The 24,991-nt window shown below is 37.6% G+C and carries 23 protein-coding genes and 1 pseudogene; 22 read left to right on the top strand and 2 right to left on the bottom strand.

All coding sequences use genetic code 11. The features are described from left to right. Positions 1–103 precede the first annotated feature (103 nt). The 4 genes from AABJ51_RS04255 to AABJ51_RS04240 all read left to right on the top strand — a co-directional run bounded on the left by AABJ51_RS04255 (position 104) and on the right by AABJ51_RS04240 (position 4,174). Positions 104–853, top strand: a complete 750-nt coding sequence (locus tag AABJ51_RS04255; protein ID WP_338374523.1) for a hypothetical protein — start codon at positions 104–106, stop codon at positions 851–853. A gap of 652 nt (positions 854–1,505) precedes the next feature. Next, positions 1,506–2,084: a phage tail-like protein gene (locus AABJ51_RS04250; RefSeq protein ID WP_338374522.1), complete on the top strand. Its 579-nt coding sequence runs from the start codon at positions 1,506–1,508 to the stop codon at positions 2,082–2,084. A gap of 27 nt (positions 2,085–2,111) precedes the next feature. Continuing rightward, positions 2,112–3,578, top strand: coding sequence for a hypothetical protein (locus AABJ51_RS04245; protein ID WP_338374520.1), 1,467 nt, complete (start codon positions 2,112–2,114; stop codon positions 3,576–3,578). After that, positions 3,575–4,174, top strand: coding sequence for a phage tail-like protein (locus AABJ51_RS04240; protein WP_338374519.1), 600 nt, complete (start codon positions 3,575–3,577; stop codon positions 4,172–4,174). The genes AABJ51_RS04245 and AABJ51_RS04240 overlap by 4 nt, the downstream gene beginning before the upstream one ends. Before the next feature lie 74 nt (positions 4,175–4,248). Here AABJ51_RS04240 and AABJ51_RS04235 read toward each other — a convergent pair whose 3' ends face one another. Continuing rightward, entirely contained in the window at positions 4,249–5,655 is a 1,407-nt protein-coding gene (locus tag AABJ51_RS04235) for a DHA2 family efflux MFS transporter permease subunit (RefSeq protein ID WP_321577245.1), read from the bottom strand. Between the two features lie 398 nt (positions 5,656–6,053). On the opposite strand from AABJ51_RS04235, the gene AABJ51_RS04230 reads away from it, so the two are divergent. The 18 genes and pseudogenes from AABJ51_RS04230 (at position 6,054) to AABJ51_RS04145 (ending at position 22,712) form a co-directional block, all read left to right on the top strand. Beyond that, complete coding sequence (locus AABJ51_RS04230; protein ID WP_026625230.1) at positions 6,054–6,455, top strand: VanZ family protein; 402 nt, start codon at positions 6,054–6,056, stop codon at positions 6,453–6,455. Positions 6,456–6,462: 7 nt separating this feature from the next. Further along, a complete protein-coding gene (locus AABJ51_RS04225) occupies positions 6,463–6,990 on the top strand; it encodes a TlpA family protein disulfide reductase (protein ID WP_026625229.1) in 528 nt (175 codons plus the stop codon). A 14-nt stretch (positions 6,991–7,004) separates the two neighbouring features. Beyond that, entirely contained in the window at positions 7,005–7,595 is a 591-nt protein-coding gene (gene hisH, locus AABJ51_RS04220) for an imidazole glycerol phosphate synthase subunit HisH (protein WP_338374518.1), read from the top strand. Next, entirely contained in the window at positions 7,592–8,320 is a 729-nt protein-coding gene (gene hisA, locus AABJ51_RS04215; protein ID WP_026625227.1) for a 1-(5-phosphoribosyl)-5-[(5-phosphoribosylamino)methylideneamino]imidazole-4-carboxamide isomerase, read from the top strand. Before hisH ends, hisA begins: the two co-directional genes overlap by 4 nt. A gap of 66 nt (positions 8,321–8,386) precedes the next feature. Next, positions 8,387–9,139, top strand: coding sequence for an imidazole glycerol phosphate synthase subunit HisF (gene hisF / locus AABJ51_RS04210; RefSeq protein ID WP_026625226.1), 753 nt, complete (start codon positions 8,387–8,389; stop codon positions 9,137–9,139). An 86-nt stretch (positions 9,140–9,225) separates the two neighbouring features. Further along, positions 9,226–9,825 (top strand): annotated as a pseudogene (hisIE, locus tag AABJ51_RS04205) (bifunctional phosphoribosyl-AMP cyclohydrolase/phosphoribosyl-ATP diphosphatase HisIE); the annotation flags it as partial. 5 nt (positions 9,826–9,830) lie between these two features. Continuing rightward, complete coding sequence (locus AABJ51_RS04200; protein WP_035331010.1) at positions 9,831–10,532, top strand: cell division ATP-binding protein FtsE; 702 nt, start codon at positions 9,831–9,833, stop codon at positions 10,530–10,532. Between the two features lie 119 nt (positions 10,533–10,651). Further along, on the top strand, positions 10,652–11,197 hold the full coding sequence (locus AABJ51_RS04195; protein ID WP_338374517.1) for a GNAT family N-acetyltransferase: 546 nt from the start codon (positions 10,652–10,654) through the stop codon (positions 11,195–11,197). Positions 11,198–11,269: 72 nt separating this feature from the next. Continuing rightward, positions 11,270–11,656: a DUF1573 domain-containing protein gene (locus AABJ51_RS04190; RefSeq protein WP_338374516.1), complete on the top strand. Its 387-nt coding sequence runs from the start codon at positions 11,270–11,272 to the stop codon at positions 11,654–11,656. Positions 11,657–11,822: 166 nt separating this feature from the next. Beyond that, positions 11,823–12,920: a methylmalonyl Co-A mutase-associated GTPase MeaB gene (meaB, locus tag AABJ51_RS04185; RefSeq protein ID WP_026625222.1), complete on the top strand. Its 1,098-nt coding sequence runs from the start codon at positions 11,823–11,825 to the stop codon at positions 12,918–12,920. A 192-nt stretch (positions 12,921–13,112) separates the two neighbouring features. Then, positions 13,113–14,078, top strand: a complete 966-nt coding sequence (locus AABJ51_RS04180) for an ROK family protein (RefSeq protein ID WP_026625221.1) — start codon at positions 13,113–13,115, stop codon at positions 14,076–14,078. A gap of 159 nt (positions 14,079–14,237) precedes the next feature. After that, complete coding sequence (gene purH / locus AABJ51_RS04175) at positions 14,238–15,761, top strand: bifunctional phosphoribosylaminoimidazolecarboxamide formyltransferase/IMP cyclohydrolase (RefSeq protein WP_338374515.1); 1,524 nt, start codon at positions 14,238–14,240, stop codon at positions 15,759–15,761. 31 nt (positions 15,762–15,792) lie between these two features. After that, positions 15,793–16,818 carry a rod shape-determining protein gene (locus AABJ51_RS04170; protein WP_026625219.1) on the top strand — a complete coding sequence of 342 codons (1,026 nt, stop codon included), beginning with the start codon at positions 15,793–15,795 and terminating at the stop codon, positions 16,816–16,818. 71 nt (positions 16,819–16,889) lie between these two features. Further along, positions 16,890–17,747: a rod shape-determining protein MreC gene (mreC, locus tag AABJ51_RS04165; protein WP_026625218.1), complete on the top strand. Its 858-nt coding sequence runs from the start codon at positions 16,890–16,892 to the stop codon at positions 17,745–17,747. Further along, entirely contained in the window at positions 17,737–18,249 is a 513-nt protein-coding gene (mreD, locus tag AABJ51_RS04160; RefSeq protein ID WP_320973792.1) for a rod shape-determining protein MreD, read from the top strand. Before mreC ends, mreD begins: the two co-directional genes overlap by 11 nt. Next, positions 18,242–20,170: a penicillin-binding protein 2 gene (gene mrdA, locus AABJ51_RS04155; RefSeq protein WP_338374514.1), complete on the top strand. Its 1,929-nt coding sequence runs from the start codon at positions 18,242–18,244 to the stop codon at positions 20,168–20,170. Before mreD ends, mrdA begins: the two co-directional genes overlap by 8 nt. 9 nt (positions 20,171–20,179) lie before the next feature. After that, entirely contained in the window at positions 20,180–21,637 is a 1,458-nt protein-coding gene (rodA, locus tag AABJ51_RS04150) for a rod shape-determining protein RodA (RefSeq protein ID WP_338374513.1), read from the top strand. Positions 21,638–21,923: 286 nt separating this feature from the next. Then, a complete protein-coding gene (locus AABJ51_RS04145; protein ID WP_338374512.1) occupies positions 21,924–22,712 on the top strand; it encodes a hypothetical protein in 789 nt (262 codons plus the stop codon). Positions 22,713–22,794: 82 nt separating this feature from the next. Here AABJ51_RS04145 and AABJ51_RS04140 read toward each other — a convergent pair whose 3' ends face one another. Next, complete coding sequence (locus tag AABJ51_RS04140) at positions 22,795–24,978, bottom strand: glutamine synthetase III family protein (protein ID WP_026625214.1); 2,184 nt, start codon at positions 24,976–24,978, stop codon at positions 22,795–22,797. Positions 24,979–24,991 lie beyond the last annotated feature (13 nt).

Genomic DNA, 24,991 nt, shown 5'->3' with positions numbered 1-24,991 from the left:
GTATGCGCACTCTGGGATTGTTCTTATCAATAAAATTTATATTGATTGGTACGATTTTTGAAGATTATCCAAATATAAGAAATCACCTAATGAATATTGAGCCATGGATAAATTTGATAAAATATTAAGTCAATTGAGGGATTCGTCAGGTGAGATGAAGTCAAACATGCACATGTTGAATGAGATAGTGCCGGTGGAAGAACAAATGAAATATTTTCAATATTCGAAGTATATCCAATCTCAGGATGCAAATATGCAGCCCGACCGCAATTACATGATAGGTCGATTATTCTCACCCGGAATAAATATCGAAGACAAAAGGTATTATCTTTCAGCATTGGCTGCTATAGCTGATGTTGCGGCATACCGAGCAATAGAAACATATCACAGCAGTCCGCTCGAGTCAGAATTATCTAATTGGTCGGCTCTGGCTTTGGCAGAAAGTAAAATTCTATTGGATGCCGATTTGTCAGGCGAAAAGCAATTTTTTGTTTCCACCGGTTTAGGAGGTAAAAACGGAAAGCTGCGTTATTTTTCGGTTATAGCATCTAATGATCGATCTGATTTTACGGAGTTTCAAAAAGAAACAATACGCAAAGAACTGGAGTTTGCGTATGAAAGCGGAGAAATAGAAATAGAGAGCATCGATTTCAAGAGTAATTATGTGAAAATGTTCTTGCTATGTGGTCTTAAATACGACCCCAGAGTCTGCACAGAACAGGCAATTAAAGAATGTAATGAGATGGGGCATTTTGTAGATCAGCGGTTTTTATTGACAAATGTGAAGTTGATAAACGATACTGACATAAAAGATCTGCTCGAACGAAAAACTATAGACAAAGAAAATGAATAATACTCTTATTCGTTTTTCAGGAACAACCGAAAGGAAAAGTCTCAAGGCTTTTCCTTTTGGTTTATAAAAATAAATGATTTATATTTGCCCCTGTAATCAATCTCTTAACTATTAGTTAATGACTATCTGTTTCACACATAGAAACTTCAAATCATATCTAAATTTTAACAATTTAGGTTTGGCTGTCTTGTGTGAAATATTAGAGAGAGAGAGAGAGAGAGAGAGAGAGAGAGAGACGCATCTAGCGTAATAATCAAACTAAAATTTCTATTGTGTCAAAATGACGGAGTATTTTTTTATACTTCGGATTTGCAGTTAACAGTTATCAGTCAGCAGTTATCCACTGAACTGATAATTGGAAGTCATTGCTATGCATTATTTTCATATTGGCTAATTTTCATATTACATTATACCAAAGTCCAATTTATCATTGATAACTGTTCAATCGGTTGGCTGGGCAGGCTTTGTCGGGTAGCGTTGTTATATTGTTGTCGTTCAGATTCCCCGCAATACAATGCTCTGCCCCTAAGCCAACTGATACATGCATTGGGGTGCAGAGAGTGCACCTTGATGCGTATTTCAGTTATCAATAATTTCACTCCAGCAAGTACAACAAATGGGTCTGTGACCCCAACTCTAAATAAAAACAACAATGAAAAAGATTATTTTATGGACGTTATGCTTTATCAGCATAGCAACTTTACAAGCTCAAGTCGGGATAAATACAAGTACCCCGAATGTCAGTGCCGCACTGGATATAGAAAGTACAAACAAAGGAATATTGATTCCACGAATGACTACTGTACAGAAAATAGCTATCGCAACTCCCGCGGAAGGCTTGCTTGTATATGATACTACTTTGAAATGTATTGCTCAGAATGCCGGAACAACAACTTCCCCTGTGTGGGTTTGTTTATCGGCAAAAGATGCTCAGAACGGATTTTTCTATATGCCCACCATCGCTGTCGATGCATCTTCCGTGGTAACAGGCAAGACTATTGATCTGTATGATAAGTATAAGACTCAGTTTACCGCACCGAAGAAAAATCCGTCCGCACCTGCGAATATTCCTTATTTTACAAACCGGACAGATCTTTATTATTATATAACCAATTATGACACCGATGTACTTGACAATGTGTCCATCGATAATAATGGTGTAATGACTTATGACATAAAAGCCGAATCGGATTATGATTCATTTATGACTGTTGTATTTGTACTAAAATAAGGTCAATTTCAATCTAGTAAGAAAAAAATGAAAAAGATAATAATACTTTCACTATCTGTGCTTTGCTACTTAAATGTAATGGCTCAGAAAGAAACAAGCTGGTGGCATTTCGGATACAAGGCAGGTTTGAACTTTAACTCTTTAAATAATGCTACGGCTAGCGATGGTACTGTTGTGCCTAATATGCCCGAAGCAATAGTCGGCCCTTTATCTACATCCGAGGGTTGTTTTACGGTTTCTACATACAATGGAAACTTACTATTTTCGTCAGATGGCTCTACGGTTTATGATAAGAATGGTAATGTAATGAGTAATGGTACAGGTTTGCTCGGTGGTCCGTCCTCCACTCAATCGGGTATTGCAGTTCCTAAACCCGGAAGTACAACAGAATATTATATAATAACTGTACCTCAAGACTATACAGCATATCCGAACGGTATCAGATATTCTATTGTAGATATTTCTAAAAATACAGGATTGGGAGCCGTTACATCTAAAAATAATGTCATAAAAAGTGGAGCTGTATATGAAAATATTGCAGCTGTACCCAATTCTAATGGAAAGGATTATTGGTTGATACATCGTACCCTGCAAACATTTTATGTTTGGGCAATCACCGAAACCGGAATATCATCAACTGCGCATCAAACCATAGCAAGTTCTGCGATTGTTTCAAGCGGAACCGTGTATCTCGGAGAGCTTATCGTTTCTTCTGATTATACCAAGCTGGCATCATTTAACTGGGCAGGATGTCAGGTTATATCGGCAGTTTTTAATCCTTCTACCGGACTTATTTCGGGGATACAGACACAAACATTGCCCATACTGACATATTCGGGAACATTTTCTCCGAATAATCAATATATCTATATATCAAGTGGATATAATAACAGTATACAAGTTTATGTAAATACATGGGCAAAACTCAGAGCAGGTACTGCATCTACTTTCTTGGCCTATGGCCCCAGTAATATCAAGCCTGGAATAGATGGACGATTGTATGGAATACGAACCAATAGTGCCGGATCTGCTAATGCTACAAAACACTTATATGTTATTATGAACCCTGATGCAGGAGGCACAACGATGAAATATTTTCCGAATTATCTGAAAAATAGCGCATATCTGGGTTTACCGACTTTTGCCGCCGGATTTATTCGTATTATACCTAAAGAACAACCCTTTGCCTGTACATCGCATAACCGGACTTACAGTGTAGAGGTCGATCTGTCCGGAGGTAATGCTCCAGATAAACTTGAATGGTATTTCGGCGATGGTTCAGCCAAAATAACACAAACAGTTAATGCTTCCCAAAGTAAATATTCGCAGGTGTATTCGTACAATAATGCCGGCATATATACCATCGAAATAACACCGTACAAAGCTGATGGAACTAAACTTACCGCTATCACCATGACAGCCAATATAGTTAACTGTACTCTCAAAATCAACCGTATGACCCGTTCAGATCTGCTAAATTCAAAACAACAATGAAACATTCAATTACATTTATATTGCTGCTGATGGCGATTATGAAACTATCAGCACAGATCGGAATAAATACCGATACACCGCATGCTTCAGCTGTACTCGAAATAGATACATACAATAATGATAAAGGTTTACTTATCCCACGTATAACTAATGCTCAGAAGTTAGCTATATCGAGTCCTGCACCGAGCCTGATGGTCTATGATACTGACTTGAAATGTATATCGCAATACAAAGATACTCCATCTAACCCCGGTACATATACATGGACATGTCTTACATTATATAATCGACACTTTTTTTATATGCCATCAGTAAATATCCCGACATCAGATGGATCAGGCAATTTATTGACAGGAGTGCAGACCCTTGATTTATACAGTATATATAATACCGGATTTTCGGCTCCAAAGATCAAAAGTGCAGGCGCAAATAATAGTATCCCATTTTTTGAAGTCAATCAACTCAACTATTATGTTACTTACACCGATCCATGCATAACGGTAGCAGCAATAAGCAATACTGGAGTATTGAGTTATACCGTCAACAGCCTTCCGAATTACGATGCTTTTATGAATATTGTTTTCACTGTGAGGTAAAACAAAGATAATGTATATAAAAAGACGGATAAATAAGAAAATATTTACCCGTCTTTTTTAGGTTTGTAAAAGTCTTACTTATGACCGGACATATCGTCTCCGTCTGTTTTCTTTAATCGGGCAAATATTCCAGCTGATAATAGTGTAATAACACCTAATATAATAAAAGTGTATTTAAAAGATAGTCCTATATCACCGTTTGTAAGCCACGATGCCGACTCAGTTGAGCGAAGTATCATAGCTCCTACCGATACTCCGAAACTAATCGATAATTGTTGAGTGATAGCCAGCATACTATTACCTCCGCTGGCAACTTCGGGGGTGAGATCAGCCAGCGAAATAGTATTCATTGACGACATCTGGATAGAGTTTATAGCTCCATATACAAACAAAACGGGTATCAATAAGAATATCGGTGTGGATTTATCAGGTAGGGCAAACATTGATATCACAATTGCCAGTATTACTGTATTGGTGATAAGTACTTTTTTGTATCCAAACCGTTTAACTAAAGGTATAACCTGCGATTTTGCGAATATAGTAGTGACTGCCGAAGCCATCATTAAAAGTCCCGATTCGGTAGAACTTCTCAAAAATGCTATCTGCAACATCTGAGGAAGGAGAAAAGGTAAACTGCCAATTCCTAAGCGTGTACAAAGGTTACCTATCAGACCTATCCTTAGTGTTCGTATCTTAAATAAATTGAGATTTATAATCGGGTTGTTTACCCGTTTGGCATATAATATATATAATGTGCCGAACAGGGCTGCCAAAAACAGTATAATACTGAGAGATTTCCAGTTTATATCACCTCCGTCACCGGATTCGAGAGCTAAGGAGAGAGCTATCAATCCACCCGAAAATAAAATAAAGCCTATCAGATCGAAGCGTTTTCCCCCTCTTGTAAAGTTGGGCATAACGTATTGTGTAAATATCAGTCCGGCTATACCAATAGGTATATTTATAAGGAATATCCAATGCCATGATGCCACATCTACAAGCCAGCCTCCAAGTAGTGGACCGAGTAATGGTCCTACCAATCCGGGCATTGTTACAAAGTTTATAACTCCCAGCAATTTATTTTTTGGATAAGCATATATCAAAGCAAGCCTAGATACCGGAACCATCATAGAACCGCCGATAGCCTGTAGAACACGTGATGCAACAAGCTGATTGAATGTGGTCGATATAGCACATGCCAATGAGCCTAATGTGAATAAAAATACAGCAATACTAAAAATGCGTTTAGTCCCGTATTTGTCCGATAACCAACCACTAACGGGTATCAGTAATGCCAGGGTAAGGGCATAACTAACTACTACAGCCTGCATGGACAGTTGAGAGTGATGCAGGTCGATAGCTATGGTCGGCAGTGCCGTATTGAGAATTGTACCATCAAGTGATTGCATAAACATGGCCATTGCGGCAAGCCATGGTAACTTGGGAGAGATGTTCAATTCGTTACTTTCTTCTGGTAACATACCTAAAAATCCTATGGTTTCAGACCTTTTTACTACTTACTAAAGCCATAAAAAGATCTGCGGCTTTACATTCTGCACGTTTAAACAATGTAATAGCCTAAAAAGTTTTGGACTGCAAAAATACAGTAAACAGATATGAAAACTGTTATTATTTATATGTAAATATCAATAATTTGTAGCATCTTTGTATTATTTAAGTAATAGTAAGAATTTGAGGTTGCCTGTTTGAGGCACACTATGATATTGCTATCACATTAAGAAAGTCAATAAAAAAGTCTGAGACTTTTAAGGTTGCAGACCTATTTATTACTTTGGCTAATATAAGAGCCTAAGCTTATTATAACTTGAAAGTATTTAATGATATACTTTCATTTGCTTAATTTACAAAAAGGTAATAGATGAAGCGTTATTCTATTTTAAGATATGCGAGTGTTCCTGTGGTTATATCATTTGTAATCTTATATTTATGCTGTTTTATCCCACCGAGGGACATTCCCGAAGTTCAATTCGACTTTTTGATCCCCACCGATAAGATAGTTCATTTCTTAATGTATTTAGGATTATCTGGGGCTACGGCTCTGAATTACATTCATGCAAAACAGGGACATATACATATTGGCAAATTATTATTTTATGCATTTGTCTGCCCCATATTGTACGGTGGTCTGATTGAGATTCTGCAGCAAAATTATTTTCCGCCCCGTTCAGGAGACTGGTTCGATTTTCTTGCAGATACATTAGGTTCATTAGCAGCTTTACCTTTTGCTTTTAAGTATCGTAATTATCTTTTAAATAAGTGATATAAAAATGAAACGGACTATTATAATATTTACTCTTTTAATATCGGTGTTCGGTAGTCTTTTTGCTCAGGAAGAGGCCGACCGCAAATATCTGGTGAAGGTCGGAGATACAGCTCCGGACTTTACAATGACATTACCCGATGGTTCGGTTGTTAAACTTTCGGATCTGAAAGGTAAAGTCGTTATGTTGCAATTCACAGCAAGTTGGTGTGGTGTTTGCCGTAAAGAGATGCCCTTTATAGAGTCTGACATCTGGCAGAAACATAAATCAAACCCTGCGTTTGCTCTTTATGGTATAGACAGAGATGAGCCGGCTGAAACAGTTTTGGCCTTTGCAAAAAAGACAGGAGTAACTTATCCGATCGGACTAGATCCCAAAGCCGGTATCTTTGAATTATATGCCGAAAAAGACGCAGGCATAACACGTAATGTTATAATCGGTAAAGATGGAAAAATAGTTATGTTAACAAGACTATATGATCCGGAGGAATTTTCGCAAATGGTAAAAGTCCTTGATAATTTGTTACAAGAATAAGCACTCGCAAACGAATGGGTATTGTTATTATAAAATATAATGCAGGGAATATATTTTCGGTAGACTCTGCAATGAAACGTTTAGGGGTTGATGCTGTTGTGTCAGATGACAAAGAACTCATAGCTAAAGCCGACAAAGTAATATTTCCGGGAGTAGGAGAGGCCAGTACTACTATGGATTACCTTCGCAAAAACCAACTGGATACTCTTATACGGAGTCTGAAACAGCCGGTATTGGGTATCTGTCTCGGTATGCAGTTGATGTGCTCTCATTCGGAAGAAGGAGATGCCCGCTGTCTGAATATATTTGATACGGATGTAAAACGTTTCATATCCGAAAGACACGAGGATAAAATCCCTCACATGGGCTGGAACACAATCAAAGATGTAAAAACACCTTTATTTGATATTTCCCTCGAAGATCAGTATGTTTACTTTGTACATAGCTTTTATGTACCCGTTAATACTTATACGACCGCTACTACCGACTATATACAGCCATTCAGTGCGGCACTTCATAAAGACAATTTTTATGCTACACAGTTTCACCCCGAAAAGAGCGGAAGTGTTGGCGAACAAATATTAACTAATTTCCTACAGTTATGATAGAAATAATTCCGGCTATCGATATTATCGATGGTAAATGCGTACGTTTGTCGCAAGGCGACTACAATACTAAAACCATTTACAACGAGAATCCTTTGGAAGTTGCAAAACAATTCGAGGATGCCGGTATTCATAGAGTACACCTGGTAGACCTTGATGGAGCCAAAGCCAAACATGTAATTAACCATAAGGTGTTGGAAGATATTGCTACACATACATCTCTGGTTATTGATTTTGGTGGTGGTATTCAAAGTGACAAAGATATCGATATAGCATTCGAAGCCGGAGCTGCAATGGTTACGGGGGGAAGTGTTGCTGCTAAGAACCGCAAACTATTTGTGTCGTGGGTAGAAAAATACGGAGGTGACAGAATTATATTAGGAGCTGACAGCAAAAATCATCAAATAGCTGTGTCGGGATGGCAGGAAGCCACAAGCCTTGCAGTTGTTCCTTATATTGCCAATTACATCCAATATGGTGTAAAGAAAGTAGTCTGTACCGACATTTCTAAGGATGGAATGCTTGCAGGGCCTGCTGTTGATTTATACAAACAGATACTTAATCAGATACCCGAAGTATACTTGATTGCCAGTGGGGGAGTGTCTTGCAAAGAAGATATATTGCACCTCGAAGCTGCAGGTGTACCTGCTATTATTATGGGTAAAGCCATTTATGAAAATAAAATCAGCCTGAAAGATCTGGTTGAGATACAAAACAGAAAATAAGAATGATTATCCGGTGCGGAAATTTTGTCTTGAATAATATTTCTGCATCGGCATAAACAATACAATATGCTTGCTAAAAGAATTATACCTTGTCTTGATATTAAAGATGGTACTACTGTCAAAGGCATTAATTTTGTGAACCTAAGAGATGCGGGTGATCCTGTGGAGCTGGCTGTCAAATATAGCAATGAAGGTGCTGACGAACTGGTTTTTCTGGATATAACAGCAACTCACGAAGGAAGGAAAACCTTCACTGATCTGGTGAAGCGAATTGCACTGAATATCAGTATACCATTTACCGTCGGCGGAGGTATAAACGAATTGACAGATGTTGACCGCCTGTTAAGTGCAGGAGCGGATAAAGTGTCGGTCAATTCAACAGCGTTACGTAATCCTCAAATCATAGATCAGATTGCAGGTAATTTTGGTTCGCAGGTGTGTGTATGTGCTATAGATGCCCGTTTTGATGCAGGCAAATGGATGTGTTACACAAGCGGAGGACGCAATATTACGGACAAAGAACTGTTTCTGTGGGCTAAAGAAGTTGAAGACAGGGGAGCGGGCGAAATTCTTTTCACCAGCATGAATCATGACGGAGTAAAGCAGGGATATGCCAATGAAGCTTTATGCAAATTATCCGAATCATTGAATATTCCGATAATAGCATCAGGAGGAGCAGGCAATATGGAGCATTTTAAAGATGTTTTTATTGACGGAAAAGCCGATGCGGCTCTGGCTGCCAGCGTATTTCATTTCGGAGAAATTGCAATTAAAGATTTAAAACAGTATCTTCGTACGGAAGGTATTAATGTAAGATAAAACGGCAGTTGTGATCTTTTTATGCCTTTTATTGTTAGATAAGAGAGATATAGAACACAAAGGTTGAGTACCTAAAATATACAAACCAGATGAATTTGGATTTTGATAAAGTAGATGGTTTAATTCCTGCCATCATACAAGATAACGAAACAAATAAGGTGTTGATGCTTGGTTATATGAATCAGGAAGCATTAACTAAAACTCAGGAAACAGGAAAGGTGACTTTCTTTAGCCGGACCAAACAACGTCTGTGGACGAAAGGTGAGGAGAGCGGCAATTTTCTTCATGTTATAAGCATACAGGAAGATTGTGATAAAGACACCCTGCTTATAAAGGTCAACCCAGTAGGGCCTGTTTGCCATACCGGAGATGACACTTGCTTTAAAGAAGAAAATAAAGAAGACATCATGTTCTTCAAATACTTACAGCATTTCATCGAAAAGCGTCATCAGGAAATGCCTGAGGGATCATATACCACATCACTGTTTCAATCGGGAGTAAACCGTATGGCACAGAAGGTCGGGGAAGAAGCTATCGAATCGGTGATAGAGGCATGTAACGGAACAGACGAACGCCTGATTTACGAATCGGCGGATATGCTATATCATTTAATAGTACTGCTTACCTCAAAAGGTTTGAGTATTGAAGATTTATCAAGAGAGCTTCAAAAGAGACATAAAAAATAAAGCCGATGAGCAGTGTTATCGTTGATTACAAAGGAGTAGGAATCAGCCGTGACGGCAATCCTATATTGCAAGATCTGAATGTTCAGATTTCAGGAGGAGACTTTGTATATCTGATTGGAAAAGTAGGATCAGGAAAAAGTACTTTTCTGAAAAGCTTGTATCATGAAGTTCCTATTAATAGTGGAGACGGATATATCCTTGACTATTGTCTGAATACAATGAAACGAAAAGAAATACCTTTTCTCAGAAGGAAAATAGGTATTGTATTTCAGGATTTTCAACTATTGATAGACCGCTCGGCAGAGAAAAATCTCGAATTTGTACTTAAAGCAACAGGCTGGGACAGTCAGGATGCCATTGATAACAGGATACGTGAAGTATTGACTCAGGTAGGCATGCAAAACAAAGGCTACAAAATGCCCCATGAGTTATCAGGAGGTGAACAGCAACGTATTGTAATAGCACGGGCACTGCTGAACTCTCCCGATCTTATACTAGCCGATGAGCCTACCGGTAATTTGGATCCGGAGACAGGTACACAAATAGTAAAGTTATTGCACGAGATTTCACAGAAAGGAACTACTGTAATTATGTCGACACATAATTATGCTATTGTACAAAAATTTCATGGACGTATAATAAAATGTGATGATGGATCGATGAAAGAAGTAGTTCTTTCAGGATCAATCGGACAGCAGTCTAATTAAATTAACGAAGTGAAGGAAAATATTGAACCTGTTTTCTCTCACTAAATATATGGGAATAATTATAATTGACGAAACTTCGCTTAGTCAATTAGGTCTGTAACCTTAAAATAAAAGAAACGATGATTTTACGTAGAGTTACAATTAATAATAAATCGGATTTGGAATTTGTAGAGAAGCTATATATAGAGAGCTTTCCTGCAAATGAGCGCCGTCCTGTTTTGGAATTACATCATATTATAGAGGATGACAATCGCTTTACTGTTTATCTGCTGGTTAATGAAGACGAGGTGAGAGTTGGATTCATCACTTTATGGGATTTTGAAACTTTTTTGTTCATAGAACATTTTGCTATCAGCCCCGAACAGCGTAACGGCGGCTCGGGAACTAAATCTCTTAAGGCATTATTTACTGAAACGACATTACCATTGGTTGGAGAGATAGAACTTCCCGAATCATCGGATTTTGCCGAAAGAAGATATAATTTTTACAAGAAAAATGGTTTTGATATATGGGATATGGAGTATGCACAACCTCCATATATTGAAGGATTTGATAGTATTCCTATGAAAATGCTGAGTTATCGTGATTTAGGGTTTCCTGTAAATTTCGAAACAGTCAGAGACACCATTTATAAAAATGTTTATAAGAAAGATATATCTAAATAAAATTAAAAAATTATACTGTTTAAGCTAATATTTATAACTTTGCGCAGTATTCTAACTAATAAACACTGAATTATGAAAAAACTTAGCTTATTGTTAATAGCTATGGTTGTAAGCCTTACATGCCTGATGGCTCAGGATGGCGGATCAGCTAAATTTACATCATTAAGTCATGATTTCGGAAAAGTTGCGGAAGAAGTTGGTTCGGTAACCTGCGAATTCCAATTCACAAATACAGGAAAGAAACCATTGATTATACAAGATATAAGAACAAGTTGTGGTTGCACTACACCTTCTTATACAAAAGATCCTGTACTGCCCGGAAAAAAAGGCGTGGTGAAAGTGACTTATTCTACAACCGGACGTATCGGAAGTTTCGACAAGCGTATAACTGTGTTTACAAATGAAGCGGATGTAGTTTATACCTTAACTATAAAAGGTGAAGTATTGCCCCGTAAATAATTTTCGGAAGATACAATCTCGCAACGAGAGAATTACAAAGGTCTGAGACCTTAAAACATAATTAAAGGCTGAATAAGGTGTTAAACTTTTTCAGTCTTTTTTATTTTTGTCCTATCTTTAAGGTCTGAGACCGATTTTTTTTTATACAACAAAATAGAATTTTATTATGGAACATCCCGAAAACGACCACGAATTTCATGCACTGCAGGTGAATGAAGGAACATCAGATAAACCCATGATAAATCCATATATGAAAGACTTCAAGCGTTTTAAGAAGAAAACATATACGGTGAATGAGTACGTTGAAGGAATTCTCAAAGGAAATATCTCTTTGCTGAGTCAGGCTGTGACATTGGTGGAGAGTTCGAAATACGAACACCAGAGTACAGCACAGGAAATAATAGAAAAATGCCTGCCTTATTCCGGAAACTCGTTGCGAGTAGGCTTAACCGGAGTTCCAGGGGCCGGAAAAAGTACCTCGATAGACTCATTCGGAATGTATTTGCTTGAAAATAACCCAAATGATAAATTGGCTGTTTTGGCAATAGACCCATCAAGTGAGGTTTCGAAAGGAAGTATACTTGGTGATAAAACCCGTATGGAAAGGCTGAGTGTAGCAAAAAATGCATTTATACGACCTTCACCATCAGCTGGCTCTCTGGGTGGAGTTGCCCGCAAAACCAGGGAAACCATTATTCTGTGCGAAGCTGCCGGATACAATAAAATTATTATTGAAACAGTCGGAGTCGGACAATCGGAAACCGCTGTACACTCTATGGTCGACTTCTTTCTTCTTATACAGCTCGCAGGAACAGGTGATGAACTGCAGGGTATCAAAAGAGGAATAATGGAGATGGCCGACGGTATTATTATCAACAAAGCAGATGGTGATAATCTGGAGAAAGCAAAACTGGCTCAGGCACATTTTCGCAATGCTCTTCATTTATTTCCACTACCCGAGTCGGGATGGTCTCCAAAAGTTCTGTTATATTCCGGATATTATGGCACCGGCATAAAAGAAATATGGGATATGGTAGACGACTATGTTAACTTTACTCATAAAAACGGATACTTCAACCACCGCCGTAACGAACAGTCGAAATATTGGATGTATGAAACAATAAACGAACAATTAAAATCGAAATTTTACAATAACCCTGAAGTTCAGTCCGAACTGAAAAATTGCGAGTATCAGGTTTTAAATTCACAGATCAGTTCGTTTATCGCTGCTAAAAAAGTGTTAAATACCTATTTTAAAGAATAGAAAATATACGATTTATGATAGCTGAATACTTCATACATAACAAATAAAAAATTATATTTGTACGTTTTTTTGGCGAAAACCAATAATTGATACCACATCACAAATTCATTCTTTAAAGATAGGACTATCAGAGGTGCCAAAATTAGATGAAACAGAAACCAGTCATTGTTGAATTATAATATAAAGTTTATCATGGAAAAACCATATGCAATTGGTATTGATATCGGTGGTACTAATACAGTCTTTGGTGTAGTGGATAAGAGAGGGCACATAATAGCTCAGGGTTCTATCAAAACAGCTGCACACAAAGAAATAAACGAATACGTAACCAACCTGTCTTCTGCTTTGCAAGAAGTTATAGATCAAGTTGGAGGTGCAGATAATATAAAAGGAATCGGGGTAGGAGCTCCTAACGGAAACTTTTTCACAGGTTGTATCGAATTTGCTCCAAACCTGCCTTGGAAAGGTTTAATTCCTTTAGCTCAGATGTTATCTGACCGTATAAAAGTACCTGTATCATTGACAAACGATGCTAATGCAGCTGCTATCGGTGAAATGACATACGGTGCAGCACGTGGAATGAAAGACTTTATTGTCATAACTCTGGGAACAGGTGTTGGTAGCGGAATTGTTGTAAACGGTCAATTGGTATATGGTCATGACGGTTTTGCCGGTGAACTAGGACATACCACAATACGACGTACGAATGGTCGTTTATGTGGTTGTGGACGTAAAGGCTGTCTTGAAACATATACTTCAGCTACAGGTGTTGCACGTACCGCAAAAGAGTTTTTGACATCACGCAAAGACGAAAGTATACTTCGCAATGTCAATATCGATGAAATAACATCAAAAGATGTAGCCGAAGCTGCTCAACAAGGTGATACCTTAGCGAAAGAAATTTTTGAATACACAGGCCAGATATTAGGAGAAGCGTTTGCTGACTTCGTAGCATTTTCAAGTCCCGAAGCTATAATTTTGTTTGGAGGTTTAACTAAAGCCGGAAGTTTGATTTTTAACCCGGTAAAACGCCACATGGAAGAAAGTATGCTGCCTATATTCAGAAACAAAGTAAAGTTATTAATGTCTGAACTGAAAGAAAGTGATGCTGCTGTATTAGGAGCAAGTGCACTAGGTTGGGAAGTTAAAGAATTTTAATAAAAATATCATATTAAACAGCTCTTATAGCAGGTCTTGCTATAAGAGCTGTTTTTTTTCATAAACAAGTATAAAATAGAGAAAATTATTTTGTTAGGGAATCTTACTATCTAAATAGATTTTATACCTTTGTTAGCCATTAAAGTTATACAATTCATTATGTCTTCTTCGAAAAAAATTAAAACTGCATTAATCTCTGTCTTCCATAAAGATGGGTTGGACGAAATCCTGAAAAAATTGAATACGCTAGGTGTACAATTTATATCAACTGGGGGAACCCGTGATTTTATCAAATCGTTAGGATTTGAATGTACTCCGGTGGAAGAATTAACCGAATATCCTTCCATTTTTGGAGGACGTGTAAAAACCCTTCACCCGAAAATATTCGGAGGAATTCTGAACAGGAGAGATCTGCAGGAAGATGTAAAACAAAAGAAAGCGTATAACATTATTGATATAGATTTGGTAATTGTTGACCTTTATCCGTTTGAAGAAACTGTAGCATCAGGAGCATCGGAAGAAGATATTATCGAAAAGATTGATATAGGCGGTATTTCTTTGATAAGGGCTGCAGCTAAAAATTACAATGATGTTATAATTGTTCCATCTAAAAAACAATATACAGCTCTGGCTGATTTATTGAACGAAAAAGAAGGACAGTCAGACTTGCAAGACCGCAAATGGTTTGCAAAAGAGGCATTCGCCGTATCTTCAGGATACGATTCGTCTATTTTCAGTTATATGGATAAAGAAGAAGATTCGGCATTCCGTAAAGCAGAAGATAACTTAAAAACATTGCGTTACGGTGAAAATCCACACCAGAAAGGTGCTTTTTATGGAGACTTCGATGCGCTGTTTGAGCAATTGCATGGTCGCGAAATATCATACAATAATTTGTTGGATGTAGATGCTGCTGTTTCTCTGATAAGTGAATTTGAAGATACAACATTGGCTATCCTAAAACACAATAATGCTTGCGGAATCGCATCCCGAAGCTCTGTGTTAGAAGCATGGAAAGCAGCTTTGTCTGCTGATCCGGTTTCGGCATTCGGAGGTATTATTGTCACTAACAGGAAAGTTGATAGAGCCGCAGCAGAAGAGATAAATACAATCTTTTTCGAAATAATTATCGCACCTGCATATGATGCGGATGCATTAGATATTTTGGAACAAAAGAAAAATCGTATTATCTTGGTGCAGAAGAAAGAGTTATCCGGAACAAAACAATTCCGTTCGTTACTGAATGGAGTGTTGTTTCAGGATAAGGATCTAAGTATTCAAACTGAAGTTGATCTGAAATTGGTAACAAACCGTCAATTACAAGGTACTGAGCTTGCTGATTTGTTGTTTGCTAATAAACTGGTAAAGCATACAAAATCAAATGCTATAATATTAGTAAAAGACAATCAGTTGCTAGCTGGAGGTACCGGACAAACATCGAGAGTCGATGCCTTGAGGCAAGCAATTGAAAAAGCTCACTCATTCGGATTTGACCTGCAAGGTGCGGTTATGGCATCCGATGCCTTCTTTCCATTTCCCGATTGTGTGGAAATAGCAGGAAACGAAGGTGTCACAGCTGTAATTCAACCGGGAGGGTCTATTAAAGACGATTTATCTGTCGAATATTGTAATGAACATAATATTTCGATGGTGATGACAGGTATTCGTCATTTCAAACACTGATTATTTAATGCTTTAAAAGAAAAAAATAAACATGGGATTGTTTTCCTTTACTCAAGAAATAGCGATGGACCTTGGTACTGCCAACACCATCATTATAAAAGACGGAAAAATAGTTGTTGACGAACCGTCTGTTGTTGCTCTCGAACGTAAAACCGATAAGGTAATAGCGGTCGGAGATAAAGCCCGCCAGATGCATGGTAAGACTCACGAAAATATACGTACAATACGGCCATTGAGAGATGGTGTGATTGCCGATTTTACGGCAGCCGAGCATATGATCAGAGGTATGATCAAAATGATCAACAATAAAAACAGGTTATTCTCCCCATCTTTACGGATCGTTGTATGTATCCCATCGGGAAGTACCGAAGTTGAGATTCGTGCAATTCGTGACTCTGCAGAACATGCCGGAGGACGTGACGTTTATATGATATATGAACCGATGGCAGCTGCCCTTGGTATCGGTCTTGACGTTGAAGCTCCCGAAGGAAATATGATTGTTGATATAGGCGGGGGTACAACTGAAATTGCAGTTATCTCACTCGGAGGTATTGTGTCTAATAAATCTATCAAGATTGCAGGAGACGACCTTACCGAGGATATTCAGGAATATATGAGTCGTCAACATAATATCAAAGTAGGAGAACGTACTGCTGAACAAATTAAAATAGCTGTAGGATCGGCACTAACCGAACTTGCGGAAAATGAAGAGCCTGAAGATTTTATTGTACACGGCCCTAACAGAATGACTTCTCTGCCTATGGATATACCTATCTCATATCAGGAGATGGCACATTGTCTGGATAAGTCTATATCAAAAATGGACTCGGCTATTCTTAGTGCTTTGGAACAGACTCCGCCCGAATTGTATGCCGATATCGTTAAGAACGGTATATATCTAACCGGTGGGGGTGCGTTGCTGAGAGGATTGAGCAAGAGATTCTCAGATAAAATAGGTATTCCTTTTTATGTAGCTGAAGATCCTTTGCATGCTGTTGCAAAAGGCACCGGTATTGCCCTTAATAATATTGAAAAGTTCAATTTCTTAATGAGATAATCGGATTAGGATTATACTTATTACATTTATATTTGTGCATTTGAGAGAGTGCAAAGGCTTGATAATTATACATGCGTAACTTAGTCGCCTTCTTGATTAAAAACAGTTCGTGGTTTGTTTTTATATCCCTCGAGGTAGTCTGTTTTTATTTCATATTTAATTATAATTCTTTTCAAAGAAGCATATATCTAAACTCTTCGAACGAAATTGTTGGAAGAGTTTATGATGTTTCCGGACATGTCATATCCTATTTCGGACTAAAAGAAACAAATCAGGATTTATTATCTAAAAATGCAGAGTTGCAGAACCGTGTTTTAGTACTCGAAAGTTATATCCACAAAATGAGTACAGATAGTATTAAGACTAATGCCGTTCTGCAAGATTCATTGCCTCACAAGCACTATGATTATATTATAGGGAGGGTTATAAACAATAGTATCTCTCAGGTGAAAAATTATATAACCATCAACGGGGGGAGTAAGAATGGCTTGCATTCAGATATGGGAGTTATATCACAGCAGGGTATAGTTGGTATTGTGCGGACAGTATCTGATAATTACTCTCTGATACAGCCAATTATCAATCCTAAGACAGCATTGAGTTGTAAAGTTAAAGGATCGAATATTCCCGGGACTCTTACATGGGACGCTCAGGATTACAGATATGCCAGCCTCGAAGGTTTTCCCCGATTCGAAAAATTTGAGGTCGGAGATACAATTATCACTAGTGGATACTCAGGTATTTTTCCCGAAGGTATAATGGTTGGCGTTGTAGAAAGTTCAAAGGGGCAGAGCGATGATAATTTCTTGGTATTGAAAGTACGGTTATCTACAGATTTTAGCTCTTTGAAAGATGTGCTGATCATAAAGAATGAAAACAGAGACGAACTCTCCAAACTTGAAAAAGAAATAACAGAAAATGACAAGTAATTGGTTGAAGCAACTCATATTGTTCGTTACGCTGATACTGATACAGGTATTGGTGCTTAACCATATATCTTTTATGGGATATGCAACACCTCTTCTATATATTTATTTTATACTGAAGATGCCATTGGGCACAAACCGTAACTTACTCATATTTTTAGGGTTCTTATTAGGTATTTGTATTGATGTTTTTTGTAATACATTAGGGGTGAATGCCGCAGCATCAGTATTGCTTGCATTTGTATGTTTGCCAATACAACGGTTATTTTTCGAAAGGGAAGACTTTGAAAATTTTGTCCCCAGTTTGGATAATCTGGGTTTTGCCTTTATGAAGTATGCCTTTGTAGGAGTTTTTATACATCATGCAATATTGATATCACTTAATAGCTTCTCATATTTTAACCCTGCAATTATTGTACTACGCATATTGTCAAGTACAGTATTTACAACTATACTCATCTACGCTATTGAAGGTTTTTCGGTAAAGAGAAGAAAACATGAGTAAGCAAGACAATCAATTAAGTTCAGAAAAAAGATTTTATACAATTTCTGCCATAGTTATTATAATTGTGGTTGCCTTGATATGTCAGTTATTCAACCTTCAAATAGTAAAACACGAATATAAAGATTCGGCAGACAGTAATGCCTTCTTTAAAAAAACTTTATATCCTGCCAGAGGTACTATTTCTGACAGGCACGACAAGCTGTTGGTATATAATCAACCGATGTATGATATCGTTTATATTCCCAGAGAAGTGGCACCTTTCGACACTGTTGATTTTTGCAATATATTGGGACTGACTAAAGAACAATTATTGAAAAAGTTTGATGATGTGAAAGACCGTCGTCTCAATCCAGGGTACTCTTCGTATACAATGCAGACATTCATGACGCAACTGAATGTACGTGAATATGGTTTGTTTCAGGAAAAATTATACAAGTTTCCCGGATTCTATATCCAAAATAGGGCTTTACGTCAATATAATTATGTGAATGCGGCTCATATACTAGGATATGTAGCTGAAGTGGGAAGATCGACACTTGAAGAAGATCCTTATTATGCTCGTGGTGATTATGCAGGTAAATCGGGTCTTGAAAATTCATATGAAAATATACTCCGAGGAGAAAAAGGTGTTGAAATCTTACTTCGTGATGCACATGGAAGAATCAAGGGTAAATACGAAGACGGAATGCACGATAAAGCTCCCGTATCAGGTAAAAACCTACAACTTTCTATAGATATTGATTTGCAGGCTTATGGTGAATACCTGATGCAGAACAAAATAGGTGCTATTGTGATGATAGAACCGGAGACGGGAGAAATCTTATGCCTTGTAACTGCCCCGACGTACAATCCATCCACATTATTAGGACGTGATTTCAGTGCGAATTATAAACTATTAGAGCAAAACACATCAAAACCTCTATTCAATAGGGCAATACAAGGTACATATCCTCCGGGATCAACATTTAAGACGACTCAGGGATTGACTTTTTTGCAAGAAGGTATCATAACCCCCGAAACGATGTACTCGTGCGCTCATGGCTATCCTCCGGGAGGAGGACGTCCCAAATGCCACGGACATGCATCTCCTTTGGCTTTGGCTCCGGCTATAGCAACATCTTGTAACTCTTATTTTTGCTATGGATTGAATGCAATGTTGAGCAACCGTAAAAAGTATGCAAATATCAGTGAGGCTTTCGATACATGGAAAGATTATCTGGTTTCCATGGGATTTGGGTATAAATTAGGAGTTGACCTTCCTTCCGAAAAAAGAGGCTTTATTCCGAATAGCCAGTTTTATACAAAAGCATTCAAAACCAACAAGTGGTATGCCCAGAATGTGATTTCGATAGCAATTGGTCAAGGCGAAGTTTTAGCAACACCTTTGCAAGTGGCAAACTTAGGTGCAACTATTGCAAACAGAGGTTATTATATTGCACCTCATATTGTTCGAAAAATTCAAGACCAACCCTTAAAGAAGGAATTTGTAGAAAAAAGATATACCAAGGCATCTACAGATAAATACCTAACCATTGTTGATGGTATGGCAAAAGCTGTAACGGCAGGTACTTGCCGGGGGGCTGCCATACAAGATATTCCTGTAGGAGGGAAGACCGGTACAGCCGAAAACCCTCATGGGCGGGATCACTCTTGGTTCATGGGTTTTGCACCCGTTGATCATCCGAAAGTGGCAATAGCTGTTTTGGTTGAAAATGCAGGATTTGGAGCACGTTTTGCAGTACCCATTGCTAAACTAATGTTGACCAAATATCTCAAAGGACAGATACCTGAATCGGAAAAGTATCTTGAGGAAAATATGGCTAAAGCTGTTGTTCTGCCAAATGTAATCACCAGCTGGCCGACACGTAAAGCCGAAGTTACAACCTCGGAAAGTATGGATAGTGAAGAACTTGTTGATTAATAGTCTATAATGTTAAGAAAAGAAGATGATCATATAACCGGTAGTGTAGACTGGATTATTCTGATAATATACCTGCTCCTCATTGTGGCAGGCTGGCTAAGTATATACGGAGCCAGTTATGATTATGAGCATGAAACAAGTCTATTCGATCTTTCGGGACGGGCAGGAAAACAATTGATGTGGATGGGATTTTCTCTCTCAGTCGGCTTTGTTTTACTAAAACTTGAAAGTAGTATATATGATATTTTCGCATATATGATTTATGCCTTTTTTATGCTTTTATTGGCTGTGACTATTGTTGTGGCTCCAGATATAAAAGGCTCCAGATCTTGGCTAGTTATTACGGATTCCATCAGGTTGCAACCCGCCGAATTTGCGAAATTTGCGGTGGCTCTTGCTTTAGCAAGATTCCTTAATCGATATAATTTCAGATTATTAACGTTAAAAAACCTTGTTATAATAACTTCAATAGTGGTCTTACCGATGCTTCTTATTGTATTACAAAAAGAAACCGGATCAGCACTTGTTTATGCTGCTTTTGTTTTGGTTCTTTATAGAGAAGGACTACCCGGCATGGTTTTATTTACAGGGTTATGTGCTGTAGTACTATTCATTTTCGGATTAAAATATTCGGATATAGAGATGGGTACATTAACTTTGGGGGAATGTATCGCAGTGCTGTTTGTTGTGATTGTCACAGCAATATTGATTATTAATTTTCGCAAAGATTATAAAACCGCATTTATAATATTGGGAGGAGCAGCCTTACTTGGAGGTATCTCTTATTTAATGGATTTCTTGAATGTTGAAATTGATTGGGGTATTATTGCTATTATAGGTATCTCAGCTCTCATTGTTTATTTGCTGGTTATGGCTGTTAAGGAATGGAGTAAGACATATCTCTTATTTGCTGTTTTTGCAGTTTTCAGTATGGCGTATGTAAGCTCTATCAATTATGTTTTTACAGATGTATTGCAACCTCACCAGCAAATCCGTATTAAAGTATCGCTAGGTATGGAAGACGATCTGATGGGAGCAGGATATAATGTTAACCAATCCAAGATAGCAATAGGATCAGGCGGAGTCATGGGAAAGGGATTTCTGAATGGAACTCAGACAAAATTGAAATATGTACCTGAGCAAGATACCGATTTTATTTTTTGTACAGTAGGAGAGGAGCAAGGTTTTGTTGGATCAGTATTGGTACTTATCGGATTTTCGGTTCTTATACTCAGGCTTTTCTTTTTGGCGGAACGTCAGAAAAGTACATTCTCAAGAGTGTATGGTTATAGTGTAGCTTCTATATTTTTATTTCATATGACTATTAATGTTGGTATGGTCATCGGATTATTACCTGTAATCGGTATTCCATTGCCATTCTTTAGCTATGGAGGATCTTCTATTTTAGCATTTACTATATTGCTGTTTATTTTCCTGAGGTTGGATATGGCACGGAAAAGACGGTAGATTTGTCCTGTTTCTATTAGCGCAGGACTTTATGTGCAAGAAACCATTTACCTAAAAAATAGTAAGGTAATGAGAGGGATAATTATTTAGCTCCGCCCTTAGGTTCCCGATTTGCTTTATCTGATAGAAATATTTAAGTCTCAATGCCATAACTCTTAAGCTAGGCTTTGAATTTTAACTTTCTCTATAAAATATAAGAATGCTTTCTAGTAAATAGAGAGCATTCTTTGTTTATATTTGCATAACAACACCAATTATAAACAAACAAGACTAAAACTTTTATTTTATGAATCAAACACTAACACTATTTATTGTGCTATTTACTTTTGCATTCTCTCTGTCTTGCAGTGATGATGATGAAAATAGCCTAAGAATTGAACAAAAAGAAAATGATAAATGGGTATCGGCACAATCTCTATCTTTAGATGTGAAAAGCACTCTCGAATTCCGTATCAAAGGAGGTAACGGAACATATAAAGTTGTAGTTACCGATAAAGATGAAAACTCTATGTATAGCGAGATTGCATCTGCTGACACTTACGAACCCGGAGTATACAAGGTGACGCCATACAAAGTAGGGACTACCAGAATCACAATTACAGATGCGGATAATAATTCTTTAAAGGTAAATCTGGAAGTAAAAGCAGGCATTAAAAAAATCTACACAGGAGATGTAGGGGTAGAAATTGACGGCATATCTGATGCCGACAAAACTCTATTACTATCAGAAATGGATAATAATATATTATTTAAGAAACATAATATTATAGTATTAGCCTATATTACAACACAATCAGGAAAAGTTACTATTACTGATTCGAAAGAGAAAGAATTACATACCGGTGAGTTTTCTGAGAATTTGAAGATCTCTGGTAATACGTATGGGGAAATGACATTCAGCGTGGATAATATAACACACACATACATGATCAGTCCCAGTGGAATTTATCCGCCATTAAGAAGTCTGGGGCCTGTTCTCCTATATTTTACTGAAAATATAATTGATCAATACAAAGAAAAATATCCTGATCTGAAAATTGCCCGTATTATCACAAGTGTCTCTTATCCTCGATAAAAAAGTAATCAGATAAATAAAAAGCAGTGGATGTATTCTCCACTGCTTTTACTATTTATAATTCAATAGAAAGTCTGCTTGCTTATCTGATGAATAATAATTCTCTGTATTTAGGAAGAGGCCACATTTCATTATCAACAATCAATTCCAATTTGTCTATATGATAACGGATTTCATCCAAATAAGGAGCTACTACATCATGATATTCGATTGCTTTTTCGCGTTCGTTTTCGATGTTGTTAGCTTTTTTACGAGCATCAACCATTTCATGTACTTTAGCATTAATAGCATTTACATGTCCTGAAATTTTATCGATCAAACGAATTTGCTCTGCTCCTTTTTCTTTATAATCTTCGAATACATCTTTTAGTTTCGATACATTAACAAGAAGGATAGATTGATATGTGATAGATACCGGTATGATATGATTCAATGCGAGGTCACCCAATACACGAGATTCGATTTGAATTTTCTTAGTATAAGTTTCCCATTTCACTTCATTACGGGCATGAAGTTCTACTTCAGACAAGATACCTGCAAAAGTTTTGATACTTTGTTTTGAAGTATAGCTGTCATAAATAACAGGAACACTTGTTTCGCAATCAAGTCCACGTTTAGCAGCTTCGGCCTTCCATTCGTCACTATAACCATTTCCATTGAAACGGATTGCACGAGATTCTTTAATATATTTCTTAAGTACTTCGTAAAGAGCTTCTTCTTTAGATTTACCAGTTGCAATCAGCCCGTCAACTTCTGCTTTAAAAGTTCTAAGTTGATCAGCGACAGATGCATTTAATGCAGTCAGTGCTGATGCACAGTTTGCAGAAGAACCTACTGCTCGGAACTCGAAACGGTTACCGGTGAAAGCAAAAGGAGAAGTGCGGTTACGATCTGTATTATCTAACAAGATTTCAGGAATCTGTCCAACACCCAAGCTTACGCCTTTTTTATCGTCAACTGTAATAGCATCTTTAACAGAGCTGTTCTCGAATTTATCAAGAATATCGCTAACCTGAGTTCCTAAGAATACCGAAATAATTGCAGGAGGTGCTTCATTAGCTCCTAAACGGTGGGCATTTGTCGCTGAAGATATAGATGCTTTAAGCAATCCATTATTTTTAAGTACAGCTGCAAGAATATTCACAACGAAAGTTATGAAACGAAGATTTTCTTCGGTATCCTTACCTGGAGACAATAGATTAATGCCTGTATCGGTAGATAAAGACCAGTTATTGTGTTTTCCTGATCCGTTGATTCCTTTGAATGGTTTTTCGTGAAGAAGTACACGGAATGAATGACGGCGAGCAATTTTCTCCATCAAAGACATAACCAAAAGGTTGTGATCGACAGCCAAATTACATTCTTCATATATAGGTGCTAATTCGAACTGATTAGGAGCAACCTCATTGTGACGTGTCTTAACCGGAATACCTAGAGCATAAGATTCATACTCCAATTCTTCCATAAATTTAATAACACGTTGTGGAATAGATCCAAAATAATGATCTTCCAACTGTTGATTCTTAGCACTTTCGTGACTCATCAGAGTACGTCCAGTCAACATTAAGTCGGGGCGTGCAGCATATAAATCTTCATCTACAAGGAAATATTCCTGTTCCCAGCCAAGATTAGAATTTACTTTAGTAACATCTTCGCTTCCGGGAAAATAATGGCATACATCAATCGAAGCTTTACTTACTGCTGCTATTGATTTTAATAAAGGAGTCTTATAGTCTAATGATTCTCCTGTATATGAAATAAATATAGTAGGGATACAAAGAGTGTCCTCTATAATAAATGCTGGTGATGTTGGATCCCAAGCTGAATACCCACGCGCTTCGAATGTATTACGAAGACCTCCAGATGGAAAGCTCGATGCATCCGGTTCTTGTTGTGCAAGAATTTTTCCACTGAATTCTTCGATCATACCACCATTACCGTCATGCTCAACAAAAGCATCATGCTTTTCGGCAGTACCATCGGTCAAAGGATGAAACCAGTGAGTATAGTGAGTTGCTCCATTTTCAAGAGCCCACATACGCATACCGGCAGCAACATGTTCTGCAATACCTCTGTCTATCGGCTCACCTTTATCGATAACCTTGCTCATCACTTTGAATGTCTCTTTTGACAGATACTTAGACATTGCTTTGCGATTGAATACTTTTTCACCGTAGTATTCGGACGTTTTGCCTTGTGGCTTTTCTACCTCTACAGGTTTTCTGTTTGCTGCGGCAGCAACAGCTTTGAAACGTAACTTAGACATAAAAGCTGATTTT

Origin of the sequence: Indolivaga capnocytophagoides (assembly GCF_036511535.1) — a bacterium.
GTDB classification, from domain to species: domain Bacteria; phylum Bacteroidota; class Bacteroidia; order Bacteroidales; family Dysgonomonadaceae; genus Dysgonomonas_A; species Dysgonomonas_A capnocytophagoides.
This window is presented reverse-complemented; position numbering and strand designations above follow the sequence as displayed.